Origin of the sequence: Sphingomonas sp. Leaf22 (assembly GCF_001421715.1) — a bacterium.
Lineage (GTDB): Bacteria > Pseudomonadota > Alphaproteobacteria > Sphingomonadales > Sphingomonadaceae > Sphingomonas.
The window spans coordinates 177,682-191,721 of the sequence record NZ_LMKP01000034.1; the positions used below are offsets into that span (position 1 = coordinate 177,682).

Sequence of the window (14,040 nt, forward strand, 5' to 3'; positions counted from 1 at the left end):
CAAGGGGGGCGCAGAGAGCGCCGGCCACGGCGATAATATCTCGCCGGACTATCCTGACATGATCCATTTCGGTTGCAACGGTCGCGGCCGTACGTAAGTCCTAAATTGCAACGAACGTAGGAATTCCCGACCGGCCGTTCGGCCGGCGGGGGTAGCCGGATGGCAGTCCGGCCCACCGACGAGATCCAGCTCGCCACGACCACAGGCCATCCGGCCGCCCCGCACCCGGCAGCGCCGGGCGGGATCTCAAAAGGCGATCTGCACACCCATGTATCCAACAAACGTTCGTCCGGTCGCACCTGCGGCCGGTTATATCGGCGGCAAGCGCAATCTCGCGTCGCGGCTTGTCCCGCTCCTCGATCGCGTCGAGCATGACGGCTATGCCGAGCCGTTCGTCGGCATGGGCGGGATCTTCCTGCGCCGGCGGTCGCGGCCGAAGGCTGAATTCATCAACGACGTGTCGGGAGACGTCGCGACGTTCTTCCGTGTCCTGCAGCGCCACTACGCCTATTTTCTCGACATGCTGCGATTCCGCATCGCGAGCCGCGTGGAATTCGAACGCCTGCGCGCGCAGCCGCCCGAGACGCTGACCGATCTCGAACGGGCAGTGCGATTCCTGTACCTCCAGCGCCTGGCGTTCGGCGGCAGGGTCGAGGGGCGCAGCTTCGGTGTCGACCGGACGCTGGGCGCGCGGTTCAACGTCACGAAGCTGGAACCGATGCTTGCCGATATCCATGAGCGGCTTGCCGGCGTCGTGATCGAGCAGCTGGGCTATGCCGACTTCATCCGGCGGTATGATCGCACCGGCATGCTGTTCTATCTCGATCCGCCCTATTGGGGGTGCGAGACGGACTATGGCGAGGGCGTGTTCGGCCGCGACGACTTCGCGGCGCTGGCGGACCAGCTCGCCGGTATCGAGGGGAGGTTCGTGCTGTCCATCAACGATACGGCCGGCGCGCGCTCGGTGTTCGCGGCGTTCGACCAAACCGTATTGCCGGTGACCTATACCGTCGGCGCAGGGGCAGCGAAGAAGGTTAGAGAGTTGGTCGTGGCCAATTTCAACACCCGTGCGGTAGAACTGCCAGCTCCGGCGGCCAACGGCAATTGAGATATAGAAGGCGGTCATCGGACTGCAGATGACCGCCAGCTTGGTATCGAGTTGGATTTCGCAGGATCGCTCTTGATCCAGCGCGACCAAGTTGACCCACCCGCCCAGCAGGCGCGGCGGGACCGATTCTCCTGATAACCCGGGACCGGCGATGCCGATCGTGTGCACGACCCGCAACAGCGGGGCATTGGCAAGGTTTATACCAAGCTCAACCGTGAGGAGCGGTAAGAGATGCTGGGCCGAGTGCGACGGCGATCGGCCTCGGATCAAGTCATCCAGGCGATGGTCCATATAGGGGCGACCGGGCAACTGTCCCTTATGGATTTCGACATTATCCCGGTGGTAGGGCGCGGTACGGCGATGAAGCGGATGCTGGCGTACACGTGAGGAATTAATGGCTATTATCGAAGGCACAGCGGGCAACGATACCCTGACGGGATCTAAGGATGATGACATCATCCAGGGCTTGGCGGGTGACGATCTGATCAACGGCGGTCCTGGACTGGACCAGCTCTTTGGTGGTGACGGCAACGACACCTTCACGTTTACCGAAGGCTGGCCGACGAATCCTACCTCGACTGCATTGGGCTTAATTGACGGTGGCGCGGGCTTTGATACCATTGATCTCCGCGGCCTATTTGACAGTGCTATGCTTCATTACCCGCTCGATTCTGGCAGACTAGGCTTTGGCATCCGCGTCGGCGCCCAAATGTTTGAGCTTCGCAACCTAGAGCGCATATATTTTTCCGACAAGAATGTTACGATCTACGTGGATGAAAGTACCTTTCCCACTTCCGCCGAGATTTACGCCGGTTCAGCTTCAAATCAGATACAGGTGAACGCAAGTGCGATTATCTTGGCAGGCGCTGGCAATGATAGAATATCTATTGGGCAGAATGACGGAAATAATGTTAGAACTGGAAGTATCGATGGTGGTAATGGAGTAGATACTCTACTTGTCGATGGTACGTTCAAAGTAGATTTAAGTTCTGGAACCGTTAAATCCAAGAATGTCAGTTTTAATGTAACTGGCGTTGAAAACGTAACTGTCAATTTTAGTCCTTCGCATCCCAACTACGCAATCGTTGGAAGCGATAGCGACAATATGCTTACAGTCAGCAATCTCTCGCTTCTATATGATGGCGTGAGAATGTACGGCGAGGGTGGCAATGACACGCTAGTCGGTTTTAAGACCGCAGATTTCCTCTTTGGTGGTAACGGCAACGACATCCTTCAAGGTTTAGATGACGCCGATCAACTCTGGGGCGGTGACGGTAATGATAAATTGTACGGTGGTAACGGTGCCGACACACTGAACGGCGACGCTGGCGACGATATCTTAATCGGCGGTGCCGGGAATGACACAATCGACGGCGGTCTTGGACAGGATGGTGTAACCTACACTAATTTTTTCAAATTATATTTACCTTCTACGAGCGGGGCGCGCCTTACATTAATTGGGTCGAAAGATGAGGGCATTGATACTATCACGAATGTGGAACTGATTACGTTCCAAGATGGTGTGATGCAATTCGACGTGAACGCCAAATTCGCTCAGGTTCTCCGAGCGTATGATACGGTCCTTGGCCGTACGCCCGACGCAGTCGGCCTAGAATTTTATGTGGATGCCATGGAGGACCGCGGCGTTTCTTTGCAGTCGGTTGCGAACGATCTCGCACAGTCGGGCGAATTCAAGTCGGCGACCGGAGGCCTCTCCAATGCACAATTTGTGGACTACGTGTACCGACATGCCTTGGATCGCGCGCCAGATGCTGCCGGTGCAGCGTATTATACGAACCTTTTGGATAACGGCGTAAGCCGCGGAGTATTCGTAGTCGATCTCTCAGAGTCGGCGGAACATCGTGCCTCGACACAAGCGGAAGTGTCGGTCGGATACTTCAATGCGGATGATACCTATCAGTCGATTTCGCTACTGTATGACGGCTTCGCGGGTCGGCTGCCGGATGCGACTGGCCTCACCTACTACGCCGAACGAGTCAAATCAGGTGGAATGACACTGTTTCAGATTGCGGAAGAATTTGCTGCATCCCCTGAATTCCAAAGGCTGGTTGACGGCAAAACTGCTGGAGAAATCGTCGATCTGATTTACCGGAACACGCTGGACCGCCCGGCCGATTCAGGTGGACGGGTTTTCTATGCTAACCAGCTAGAGAGAGGTGTTACCGCCGCAGGTGTCTTGTTCGACGTAGCCTTGAGCCGTGAGCACTACGATCTGATGGCCAACCATATCGTATATGGCATCGACCTGGCCTAAACTGATAGCTGCAACGGGACGCGCTGCGTGCGTTGCAGCTACGGCAAATGACCAAACGCATCGCGCCCCCAATTCGCGCGCTATTCCCCCCGCCTCGCCCGCGCGCTTTTCGTGGCGCGTTCGACGCATGCACCGCGTCGCCGGTCCCCTAGGACAAAACAGCGACTGAACGCCGCGATTTAGCCGCGCGCCTCTGACGCAGATCGACGCAGCCAGCGTGCCCGCGCACGCTACGTCTGAAATGCGAATGGCACGCGTCGTGCTCGTCCCCGTCGCTAAGCCATCGGGGCGGCGCAAGCCGCTCCGGCCGACGTTCGCCGAGGGCGTGTCGGATGCGAACAGGCTTGCCGTTTGAAGGGGAGGGGACAATCAAATCAACGTATCGCGTAGCGATTCCTCTTCAATCTTCATTCTACCAGCGGGTAGTGGGCAAACTATGAACTCGCACTAGACACACGAGCGTCTCGGTGGTCGATCGAAGCGCTCATCCGCGACAGAGCCGCCGCCAGCTCTGGGTCGGAGGGACCGGTAGGGCGGACCGGCTTTGCGTCGCCGCGAAGCTTCTTCATCGCGATGGTCAGCAGGTTCTGGAACGTCGACTTTGCATCCGTGACCAGCTGCTCCGCCCAGTCGAAATAATAGGCGTTGGAGGTCTGCTCCAGCTGAGGACCGGCGTTGCCCTCTGCGCCCTCCTTCGTCTTCGTGCGGCGGACCCAATTGACAAAGCCGAACCGCTTCAGACGGGCCAGAGAGGCTTTCACGAAGCCGAGGCTCTTGCCAGTCTCGGCCGCGATCGTAGCGTAGCTGGGGAAGAGTTGGCCGGTCAGGTGATTGTAGCGATCGAGCAGGTACCATAGGATTGCGCGGTCATCTCCGTGTAAGCGCTCGTAGGCCAGCGTCACGTCCTCGCGCGTGCCAGCGCGGCGGTCGGCTCGAGCCTGGCGCAAATCAATGCTGTGAGAGCGGTACAGGCGATCGAATGCGCCCAGAATAGCGCCTTTAATTGCGGCCCAGTGCCGACGGTTGCCATTGCCATGACGATGATGACGCCACGGCTGCGCCTTTGCTGACGCCTCATGATAGCTGTTTCGGCGGACGGGATCGGTACCGCTGCCCTCTTTCCGGCAACCCAATGTGCGACTCACGATCGAAGTCGCAACCGCTGTAAATTGCCGTGCCGTCATGCTGCGGCTCCGGTTTCCGAAATGCCGCTAACATATTGTTTTTGCATTGCCCGAAATTTCTCGGTTGAGAAAATTCAGGGGCTTTCCCAACGATATCGTTCGGAATCATAATCCTGGGGTCGGGGGTTCAAATCCCTCCTTCGCTACCACCGCCACAGACCTTCCCAAGCTCCCTTCCGGGGGAGATCGACCTTCGACCAGATCGACAGCACCGCTGAGCGATGTGAGTACGTCGATCGACCATCCGGAATTGGTTTGCCTAACCGTCACCTGCTCAACCAGCTCGCGCAGCTGGCGGGCGACAAGCTCGGGCGCGCCCGAGCCGTCAGCGTACACCAGCTCCCGCACGCGGCGGCGGTAGGCCTCGGCGATTGCCGGGTTCAGCGCGATCACTTCAATGGCACCCAACTCGGCGCGCTCGCGGACAAGGCGTTCTCTATCCGCCTGCCGCGCGACCAGCGCTTCGCGGATCATTCGGAAGTCGGCCGCGCCTGTCTCGATCGCTCCCACCAGCCGGCCGAGTGCCACGTCGACTTCGGCGATGCGCTTGTCGATTGCAGCCGTGCGCCGCCGCCGGTCGCTGGTCGCAGCGGCGACCTCGTCGTGATAGGTCTTCACCAGCAACGAAATCGCTTCCGGGCTCAGCAGCTGATCGACCAGACATGCCAGGACACGGCGCTCGACCTCCGCGCGCGCAAGCGTACCCTGCTGGTCGCAGGTGCCGGCCTCGCGCGTTCGAGAGCAGCCGAGCCTTCGTGCGTTGATGGCAGCGAACCCGCCGCCGCATTTGCCGCACCGGACCAATCCCGACAGCAGGTGCCGGGGGCGGTTGCGCTGGGGTAGGGGCTGGGCCGCACGGTTGGCGATAGCGTCCTGTGCCGCCTGCCACCTTTCGGCGCTGACGATTGCCAGCTCCGGAATATGCGCCGAAATCCGCTCATCTGCGGGGTCCGGTCGCGAAACCCTTCGACGGGTTTCCGGATCACGTTTCATCTGGACGCGATTGTAGACGAAGCGGCCCGCGTAGATCGCATTGTGAAGGATACCGACCGACCTGCTGCGCGAACCCAGAATGCTCGACGCCGTCCACACGCTGCCGCGTGGTGAGGGGACACCGTCAGCGTTTAGGCTGATCGCAATCTGTCGTGGGCTGCGGCCGGCTAGGAATTCGTCATACACACGGCGGACGACCGCGGCCTGCTCGGGGACGATTTCGCGCAGTCCGCGGACCGGCTCCCCATCGTCGCCGAATGCCCGCACGATCGAATAGCCATAGGTCAGCCCGCCGGGGATGCGGGACCGAGCAACGGAGCCGCGCTGACCGCGTCGGATCTTCTCCGCGAGATCCTTGAGGTAGAGCGCCGACATGGTGCCCATCAGGCCGATGTGCAGCTCGTCGACCTTTCCGTCGCTGAGCGTGTGGATGGCGACGCCGGCGAAGGTCAGGCGCTTGTAGATCGCGGCGATATCTTCCTGATCGCGGGCTATGCGATCGAGGGCTTCGGCGCAGACAATATCGAAAGCGCCTTTGGCAGCGTCGCTGAGCATTGTCGTCATGCCGGGGCGCCGGTTGGACGCGCCGCTGATCGCGACGTCGGTGTAGACATCGACAACTTGCCATCCTTCACGCTCCGCTCGTGTCTTGCAGAGGGCGACCTGGTCTTCGCAGGAATGGATGGACTGCAGTTCGGACGAGAAGCGGGCATAGATGACGCAGCGGGGCATGGACGACTCCGAGGTGTATTGGCGCGCGCAACATCTTCGGCCGCCATGTCGGCGGCAATGGCACGGACGAGATCGGCGATCCGGGCGTCAAGCATCATCGGCTGCACACAGCACCGGTTCCGGCCTGCCCCCTAACCTTGTAGACGCGATCGCGTCCTCGATGTCGATCTGGCAATCGTCGCGGGCGTTGCTGCCATAGGTCACCGACATGGCGATATTGCACCACGTCTGATGCCCGGTGCGATCGTGATGCTGGGCGGCCAGCGCTTGGGCGTTGGCGCTGGTCCAGAACGCGGCATGGCCATGGCATACGAAGCAGGCTGCCATGATGTCGCGGTGTCGGGCAGTAGGGCGTGTCATGCGTCTACCATCCCGTGCCTCGCCTCGTCCGGCGCAGTCTGTGAGCCAGTCGCTACGATCGTCACCTGTCGTTTCGAACGGACCGTGACGACCTCGATCACACCCAATCGGCGAAGATCGCCGAACGCTTTTGCGGCATCTGACGTGTCGCTGCCGATGCGTTCAGCGAGCGCAGCGTTGGTCGGGCAGCTCGCCCCCTCGGCGGCGAACCGCTCCAGCACGTTGAAGACGCGCCGCTGGTTGATGGTGAGCTTCATGCGCCCACTCCGTCGGCCTGCCCGGTGCCAGGGAAGCGCGCCTGCAAAGCCATGCGGATCTCGATGATCGCATCGTCAGCGGTCATCGCGTTCCAGCCTTCCCCGCTCCAAGCGCACTCGATCAAGCGCATCGCCGTTGCTTTCAGGACGGCATCCCGGAGGGTGGCATCCTTCGAAATCTCGCCGTTGGGGCCGCAGCGCTCGGCGGCGTGAAACAGGATGCTCAGTGCCAGTTCGATATCGGACGAATGTCGCGCGGCGACCCGCCGGATTTCGTACGGATGCACACCGAATTCGCGCGCGGTCGGCGGGCAATAATAGGGGTCGCGAAGGATTTGATCGGACGGCGCGGTCATTATAGCCCGATCATGATCTGGAGACCGGGGCCGCCGAGCGCCCAATCGGTCAACCATGCGGTGACGAAGCCGATAGCGAACATCGCCACGGTCTCGATCGCGGCCTTGCGGTGATAGTCGCGGTCGCACGCCGGGCAGTTGCAGTCGATCAGATGGATCGTAACGCGGCGTGGAGCCGGGTCGTGGCGTAGGGAAAGCGGGCGAACGCGGGGCATCAGCGGTCTCCATTCCGACGGTTGAGGTTGCGAACGGCGGTCAGCGCCAGCAGGCAGGCGAGGGCGGCGGCGACGATCGCCGCCGGGTTGCGGCCAAGCATGCCAAAGCCGGCGGCAAGGCCGGTCAGCAGCGCGGATACGCGCAGGAAATTGCGGTTCAGGGGGGTGAGCGGGCGCATCAGGACGCACTCGCGCAAGAAATGCAAAGGTCCGGCTTGTCCCAGCCCCATGCCGGCACGGCGATCCCGATCGGTCCGGTGTCGCTCGACGCGCAGATACGGCACAGGCGCGGCGCGGGGAGATCAGCGCCGAGATGGATCAGCAAAAGCCGCTCCAGCACCGTCAAGTCGAAGGGGAAATGCTGGCGCAGGGCGACAATCGTCGTCCAGCTCGCCGGGGCGATATCTGCCTCGATGCGCATGATCCACGCTGCACGCTCGTGCCACGCGATCTGCGGGTCGGTCGACAGCACGCCGGCAACGTCCTCCACGCCGAAACCGGCGGCAGTCCTTCGACGCTTCAGGTACGCTCCGGGGGTCAGGGTCACGAAAATCTCCGGGCAGCAGAAATCCGCTTCGCGAACCGTGTGGTCGCGAACCGGGGCGGGGCAGGTCGGTGGTCGGGAAGATCTAGTCGATCGGCTTTACGGTGGTTGTGGCTGTCGCTTCATCAGGGCACGCAGAATCGGAATGATCCGGCGCTTCGCGTTTAGAGCCTGGATGACCTCGCGCATCGCGGCGTCCCGGGTGGCATCAGTCGCATCCGGAGCAAGGGCGGCGATCAGGGCGGCGGCGGCTTCGCCGCTTTCGCGGACGGCCTCTATCGTCGCACCAGCGAGAGCGGCCTTCGCATTGGCGACGCTCGACTGACGGGCGTCGACCTGCATGCGAAGCATGTCAATGAGCGGACGTGTGCCAAACATGCGGTCGTGTTCGGTGTCGAGCAGAACAGCATCCCGGCAGGTAAGCTGTTCTCGCTTATGCGCGTGCGACAGTGCCCGCAGATAATGCGGGGTGCGACCGGTGACTTCGGCCGCACGCGCAATCGATATCGCTTCGACTACGTCTCGCAGGGTCTGCTCAATCGACAAGGGTTCGCACGCCGTTGTCATGCGCGTGAAGCGAAAAACGGGGCCGATCGCAGCATACGACCGGCCCCGCCCGCGCCTAGGGAGGTATGACCGCGCAGCGCGTGCCCCTGACCGGTACGATACATTGCGACCGGGCAAAGTTCCCGGCCGTCACTTACACGGCCGAACGGGGGAGACGCTTGTGGAAGGCGCGTCACGAACCATGTCCGTTAGCGCGCCCACTAGTATGAAGCGGCTCGACACCCGGAGCAGTCGCGTCGGGCTTGATACCCAAGGCAACGGCAATGCGATGCGAGTCACCGCGGATGCACCGTCGCCGACCGCTGAGAACCTGATGGACGAGCGTCAGCGAAAAGCCGCGCTCGCGCGCCCACTCGGAAACGTTGGTCCCGGACGCAATGAACTGCTCTCGGGCCGTAATAGCGCGCGCAGGCAGGCCACCGTCAATATTGGCGACTTCGTTCGGCATGTGTCATGTATCAGTTTGTAGAAACTGGTCCAAAAATGCGCAGGATTGTGTGAAAGATCAAGCGGAATTTCCAGATTTGGCGAATTTCGCTTTGCGTCTCAAGGAGGCGCGAAAGGCAAGTCGTTGCAATCAGACCGATTTCGCAGCGTTGGGTGGGGTCGGGTTGGGTTCGCAAAGCCGTTATGAGAAGGGCGAAACTGCGCCGGGCGTGAATTATTTGATGCTGCTTGGGGCGAATGAAATCGACGTTGGCTATCTACTCACCGGCCGGCACACCTCCGATTCGTTGGATCAGGAAACGAGTGCTATCGTCAGCAGCGTGAGAAGGTTGACGGGCGATCAAAGGCGTAGCCTGCTGGCCTTCCTGGCAACAATCGTCCCGGATTCATCCGACACGGACTAATTTGACGCGATCCTGACTGCCCAAGATTGTGGGTATGGTGGGGGTATCATTCGAAGCATCACACCATCAGGTCGCTCTTGACCGCGCGCTTTGCGGTACGGCGGCGGAGCGTGTGTCCGCCGAAAACTGTTCCAGAATGGAAAAAAAATCAGCCGTTCTAGCTCCTTAGTCGGTCTTGCTGGCTGACGACCCGCCAAGCGGTGAGCTAGGGCTCGAACAGAAGGCTGATTGCAGTCGGCTTCTGCACGAAATCTGCAAACCTGCCGGGTATGGTGCTTGGTGAAGGAGATACACCATGCTCAGCCTAGTGATGCTATTGGTGCTGACCGGAGACCCCAAAGTTATAACCTCTTATCAGAGCAAGGCGCTCGACCAAGAGGGAGTGACGACAGAGCTCGTGATGGATGCAGAGATACGGCAGCCCGAAGCGCTCGCCGATGCGCTGATCGAGGCTGGGGGCCTGACGCCTTGGAACACAGACCAACCGACTGTACGATCACGGCCGGGATCAGCATTGGCATACCGAGCCAGATACAGCGCCGACGGTAATGAAATCATTGTCTACTACCATGGTGCCGCCGGTCGGCCGGTATGTCGAATCCGACGTCGGCAAGGCGGTGTGTCGTCTGCCTTCAATCTAGCGCGCCGGTGGTGCGCGACGTCCTTGGGAATAGCTGTTGCTGACGCAATCCCGGCGCCGGTTATTTCGATGAGTGACGAGATGGATCAAATGATACGCAGATTAGACCTAACGTCTTTTCGGAACTCTACTGGGCCACGACGAGCCGCTGGCAAGCGGACGCTCGCGGACTATGGTTTCTCAAAGACGCGCCGAAGCAATCAGGGGGCAACGATGACCAGCCTCGATGGCGGTTGGATGATGAGTTTCCAGATACTAACGACTTCAGATGCCGTGGTGGATGTGTGCTTTCGCGATCGAGCACTCCAGCGGCAAACTGATCGTGTCCGACCAAGCTACGACGCGACGTCCGCCCTAAGAATCACAAAGGCCACCAAGGGCTATTGGACGGCACGCACTTCACCAATCAACTATCCGTCGTGCCGTAGCACTGCCTAGGCGCAACAGCGGCGTGCGGGTATCGTCGGTCAGATCGTGGGTATGGTCTACCACGCAGAAGGCTGTTTCAGGTAACGGCGACGGACGGGGTGTCCGCCGCTGGGTGACGTCGAACCGCTATTCTGATTTCGTCGGAATCGAGCCTCCAACCAGTCGATTGTTCGCTTCAACCGATCGCGCGGTCCAGTTTTCCAGCACGACGTCCCAGCGGAGCGTCGCGATCATTTCGATCTCGTCAGGCATGTAGATAGTGACCGCCATTCCATCTGAGGCTGGTGGATCCAAGGCGGCCAATTCGGTCTTCGAGAGGTCAAACCACAGGATATAACCGTCGTCGTAGGTTCCGGCGTTCGTATCGAAGAAGATCCGCGGCAGCATTCCAGCCGGTCTGCTGCCATTGTCGTGACTTTGCAATGCGAAGATGGGCGACCGGGTACTGGCGCTACGCGAGCGGGTATCGGTTCCGGATTACGCGGCCGATTTCCACGCATACGGCGGACGGTGTGTCCGCCGCTAGCATGTTTGAAATTGTCGAAGAGTCGCATTCGCGGGATCGCCCGATTCGGGTCCGCTAAGGGTCAGAAGCGGACCCGTGCCGGACGGATCAGGCGGGAAAATGAATTCCGCACAGCTTGTTGCCGTCAGGGTCACGAAAATAGGCCAGTTCGATGGTGCCCAACGAGGCAGTTTCGCGCGGTCCGGGCGGAGCTTCGATCGAGGTTCCGCCGGCTGCAACGGCGGTATCGTGAAGTTCCTTTACCTGCTCGGGTGAGTCGCAGGAGAAGGCGACGGTGCTGCCGTTGGCGACGCTTGCCGGTTCGTCGTTGATGGGCTGGCTGACGATGAAGTTGGTCCCGTTGCCGTTGTTGTAGATCAACCGTGTATGGCCGCTGTCGGCGATGTTCCGCGTCCCTTCTCCTGCACCCAAGGTGCCGAGCACCGTGTCGTAGAAGCGCTTGGACCGTTCAATGTCGTTCGATCCGACCATGGTGTGAAACAGCACGAATACTCTCCCAAAGGCTGATCGACTTCCGATCGCCATTACCGGTCTCGCCTAACCGGTACATAACCCGCGGTCACCCCCAAGCCCTCGTACTGTCCGCTACCGGGCGGCAGCGGTTGCGAGGGTATGACCGGGCAGATTGCGGGTATCGGCAATTACAGGACCGGCAGATCAGGGAGGCGGCGGCGGACGGAGTGTCCGCCGTTGGAATGTCTGGGAGCCGGTAGGAAGCGGACAAAACGGCACCGGCTAACGGAATTCGAAGCGGTCGTTGACCGACCGTTCGCGGACTATCATTGTACGTGAATGGTATCGTCTTCTGAGAGCGCAACAGGCTATCGTGCCTATACAACCAAGTTCGACCGTGAAGTTCGAGCAAACCAGATCGACACGGTGCTAGGGTCGTTACGACAAAGCCACCAGATCGCACTCGACGCCGCTTGGGAAGCATTACAAACGGACCTGCTGCCTTGGAGAACGAGCCTTCACTTGTTTGCAGCAGAAGCCTCATTGCGGATTAGATCAGCTTTGACCGATGACGAGCGACACGACACAGTCGTTTCATTATTGTTTGATCAATCTGGGTCAATGCGCGGACAAAAAATGCTATTTGCGGCCGCGACGGCGGACGTCATGCAAGAGTTTCTACTAACGCTCGGAATGACGTGCGAGGTGCTGGGGTTCACCACTTCTCAATGGCGCGGCGGACGGTCGCGGAACAGGTGGAATTGGCGGTTTCGCCCGAACAACCCGGGACGCCTAAACGACCTTTTGCACGTTGTTTATCAGGACGCCGGGGATCGCAGGGCAAGCACCGGTAAATGGGAATACCGTCAAATGTTACGGCCAGACTTGCCGAAGGAAAACATAGATGGTGAAGCAATACAATGGGCAGCCAAACGCTTGCTGACTTTACCGAATAAGCGTAAAATTTTGATCGTTTTGTCCGACGGTGCCCCTGTTGACGATGCAACGCTGACGGTAAATCCGCCCGATTATCTTGCCGAACACCTCTGTGAAGTTGTAGAAGATATGGTCACCGATGGCAACATCCGGATAGCCGCTATGGGTATCGGCTACCAGACTCATCTGTTTTACCCAACGTCGAGCTACGTCGAGGCCCCGAGCGAACTTGGGCCGGCGCTAATTGAATTGATCGAGCAAATGGTCACGAACTGACCCGACCGCTATGTGCATTGCGAAAATTGCCAAGCGATTGGCGAGCATCCGCAATTTGGCGCGAGAGGACGCGGATATCGTGAGGGTACTGGGTGCTGCGATGCCCACCGAACCATCTGAAACCCGTTGACTTCATAACGCAACGGCGGACGGTGCGTCCGCCGCAAAGCGACATGGCGTTATCGTTGCACGTTACCGTTGACATCCGGGTAGCGAGCGCGGAAATCTGTCTGATGCAGGATGCTCCACCCGCCGCGATAGTCGCGCAGCAAAAACCGGCGGTGCCGGTGATAGGCGTTGAGTTTCCAAACTGGAAGGAACGCGCCGCGCAATACGAGGCTGAACTCACAGCTCTGAATCAGCAACTTTGGCGCCGAGTGAACTTAACCAAAACTGCATACTACTACGTTGACGGTACGGGTAGCTTTCTACAGCTGCTAATTGATATTCGACCCCCTAGCTCAGCGCGTTATGCCGAATCATTCCAAGTTACTGTGGATTACATGTGGGATAACGAAAAGCTAAAAACGGTCACCTACGCTTGCAATAGAAAGACCGTGGCTTCGGATTGTGTAGAGAAAATTTTTCTTTCGCTTAAGCGCGTTGCGCCTTTCGCCGTGGGCAATGCACCTCCGAGGCATCTAATTTTCTAGATACCACTCGTATCCAACAGGGTACTTGTCCGGGGGCAAAAGGCTCCAAGAGGTGCGGGGGCTGGGCTTCAAACCGGCCATGGAATGGTTGATGATTGTGGGTATTGCGCGGGTACCTGCCGCAATGACCGTGACCGAAGCCGCTCTTTTTCGCCAAGCTTACCGAGGCCCGGCGGAGCGTACGTCCGGCGCGCGGATGTCCGGCCATTGGACGGTTGGCGGAAACACAATGGCGATCTAAACCTGAACGATGTCGCAAACGCAGCAGACGTTCGTCAACCGCAAGGACGGCCCAATTTACGTTTCCGTCGAACCTTGGCCGAGTGCTTCGAACTAGAGCCGGGCGACAGGCTGACCCTCATCTGGCGGAGCGTACGTCCGGCGCGCGGATGTCCGGCCATTGGACGGTTGGCGGAAACACAATGGCGATCTAAACCTGAACGATGTCGCAAACGCAGCAGACGTTCGTCAACCGCAAGGACGGCCCAATTTACGTTTCCGTCGAACCTTGGCCCGAGTGCTTCGAACTAGAGCCGGGCGACAGGCTGACCCTCATCTGGGACGGTCCTGCTACGGGTGACGCGATAGAGGTTGAGTTCATCAACGAGCGCGAGTTGGTCGTTTGGCCGAACGGCAGCATCGACGGCATCCGCTATCTTTTCAATAACGAACCGGGAGATGATCG

At 59.6% G+C, this 14,040-nt stretch carries 18 protein-coding genes; 6 read left to right on the forward strand and 12 right to left on the reverse strand.

Features of this window, described 5'->3' with window-relative positions; translation table 11 throughout:
• Positions 1-268 precede the first annotated feature (268 nt).
• Positions 269-1,108 (forward strand): DNA adenine methylase, encoded by an 840-nt coding sequence (locus ASE70_RS13520; RefSeq protein ID WP_056505764.1) that lies wholly within the window; start codon positions 269-271, stop codon positions 1,106-1,108.
• Between the two features lie 394 nt (positions 1,109-1,502).
• Positions 1,503-3,383 (forward strand): DUF4214 domain-containing protein, encoded by a 1,881-nt coding sequence (locus ASE70_RS19320; protein ID WP_082451027.1) that lies wholly within the window; start codon positions 1,503-1,505, stop codon positions 3,381-3,383.
• A 434-nt stretch (positions 3,384-3,817) separates the two neighbouring features.
• Here the strand turns inward: ASE70_RS19320 and ASE70_RS13530 are convergent, their stop codons facing one another.
• The 10 genes from ASE70_RS13530 to ASE70_RS21110 form a co-directional block, all read right to left on the reverse strand.
• Positions 3,818-4,567: a helix-turn-helix domain-containing protein gene (locus tag ASE70_RS13530; RefSeq protein ID WP_156356239.1), complete on the reverse strand. Its 750-nt coding sequence runs from the start codon at positions 4,565-4,567 to the stop codon at positions 3,818-3,820.
• Between the two features lie 105 nt (positions 4,568-4,672).
• The gene (locus ASE70_RS13535) at positions 4,673-6,292 is read right to left on the reverse strand and encodes a recombinase family protein (protein WP_082451028.1); all 1,620 of its coding nucleotides are present in this window, start codon (positions 6,290-6,292) and stop codon (positions 4,673-4,675) included.
• Between the two features lie 87 nt (positions 6,293-6,379).
• On the reverse strand, positions 6,380-6,619 hold the full coding sequence (locus tag ASE70_RS13540; protein ID WP_235519919.1) for a hypothetical protein: 240 nt from the start codon (positions 6,617-6,619) through the stop codon (positions 6,380-6,382).
• A 29-nt stretch (positions 6,620-6,648) separates the two neighbouring features.
• Complete coding sequence (locus tag ASE70_RS13545) at positions 6,649-6,909, reverse strand: hypothetical protein (RefSeq protein WP_056505776.1); 261 nt, start codon at positions 6,907-6,909, stop codon at positions 6,649-6,651.
• Positions 6,906-7,265 (reverse strand): hypothetical protein, encoded by a 360-nt coding sequence (locus ASE70_RS13550; RefSeq protein WP_056505778.1) that lies wholly within the window; start codon positions 7,263-7,265, stop codon positions 6,906-6,908. The genes ASE70_RS13545 and ASE70_RS13550 overlap by 4 nt, the downstream gene beginning before the upstream one ends.
• Positions 7,265-7,480 (reverse strand): hypothetical protein, encoded by a 216-nt coding sequence (locus ASE70_RS13555; RefSeq protein ID WP_056505781.1) that lies wholly within the window; start codon positions 7,478-7,480, stop codon positions 7,265-7,267. Before ASE70_RS13555 ends, ASE70_RS13550 begins: the two co-directional genes overlap by 1 nt.
• A complete protein-coding gene (locus ASE70_RS13560; RefSeq protein ID WP_056505784.1) occupies positions 7,480-7,659 on the reverse strand; it encodes a hypothetical protein in 180 nt (59 codons plus the stop codon). Before ASE70_RS13560 ends, ASE70_RS13555 begins: the two co-directional genes overlap by 1 nt.
• A complete protein-coding gene (locus tag ASE70_RS13565) occupies positions 7,659-8,027 on the reverse strand; it encodes an XRE family transcriptional regulator (protein WP_235519921.1) in 369 nt (122 codons plus the stop codon). The genes ASE70_RS13560 and ASE70_RS13565 overlap by 1 nt, the downstream gene beginning before the upstream one ends.
• Positions 8,028-8,123: 96 nt before the next feature.
• Positions 8,124-8,570 (reverse strand): hypothetical protein, encoded by a 447-nt coding sequence (locus ASE70_RS13570; protein ID WP_156356241.1) that lies wholly within the window; start codon positions 8,568-8,570, stop codon positions 8,124-8,126.
• Between the two features lie 193 nt (positions 8,571-8,763).
• Positions 8,764-9,039, reverse strand: coding sequence for a DNA-binding protein (locus ASE70_RS21110; RefSeq protein WP_082451029.1), 276 nt, complete (start codon positions 9,037-9,039; stop codon positions 8,764-8,766).
• 49 nt (positions 9,040-9,088) lie between these two features.
• Here ASE70_RS21110 and ASE70_RS13575 point away from each other — a divergent pair, with 49 nt between their 5' ends.
• The gene (locus ASE70_RS13575) at positions 9,089-9,442 is read left to right on the forward strand and encodes a helix-turn-helix domain-containing protein (protein ID WP_156356243.1); all 354 of its coding nucleotides are present in this window, start codon (positions 9,089-9,091) and stop codon (positions 9,440-9,442) included.
• Between the two features lie 1,195 nt (positions 9,443-10,637).
• On the opposite strand, the gene ASE70_RS13580 is transcribed toward ASE70_RS13575, so the two are convergent.
• Positions 10,638-10,898 carry a hypothetical protein gene (locus ASE70_RS13580; RefSeq protein ID WP_056505809.1) on the reverse strand — a complete coding sequence of 87 codons (261 nt, stop codon included), beginning with the start codon at positions 10,896-10,898 and terminating at the stop codon, positions 10,638-10,640.
• Positions 10,899-11,124: 226 nt separating this feature from the next.
• Positions 11,125-11,523, reverse strand: a complete 399-nt coding sequence (locus ASE70_RS13585) for a VOC family protein (RefSeq protein WP_056396661.1) — start codon at positions 11,521-11,523, stop codon at positions 11,125-11,127.
• Positions 11,524-11,829: 306 nt separating this feature from the next.
• Between ASE70_RS13585 and ASE70_RS19330 the strand changes: the two genes are divergently transcribed.
• The 3 genes from ASE70_RS19330 to ASE70_RS13590 all read left to right on the forward strand — a co-directional run.
• Positions 11,830-12,702: a cobaltochelatase CobT-related protein gene (locus ASE70_RS19330; RefSeq protein ID WP_082451030.1), complete on the forward strand. Its 873-nt coding sequence runs from the start codon at positions 11,830-11,832 to the stop codon at positions 12,700-12,702.
• A 152-nt stretch (positions 12,703-12,854) separates the two neighbouring features.
• Positions 12,855-13,355 carry a hypothetical protein gene (locus ASE70_RS19955; RefSeq protein WP_156356245.1) on the forward strand — a complete coding sequence of 167 codons (501 nt, stop codon included), beginning with the start codon at positions 12,855-12,857 and terminating at the stop codon, positions 13,353-13,355.
• Positions 13,356-13,798: 443 nt separating this feature from the next.
• The coding region (locus tag ASE70_RS13590) for a hypothetical protein (protein ID WP_056505811.1) at positions 13,799-14,040 on the forward strand (242 nt) is incomplete at its 3' end.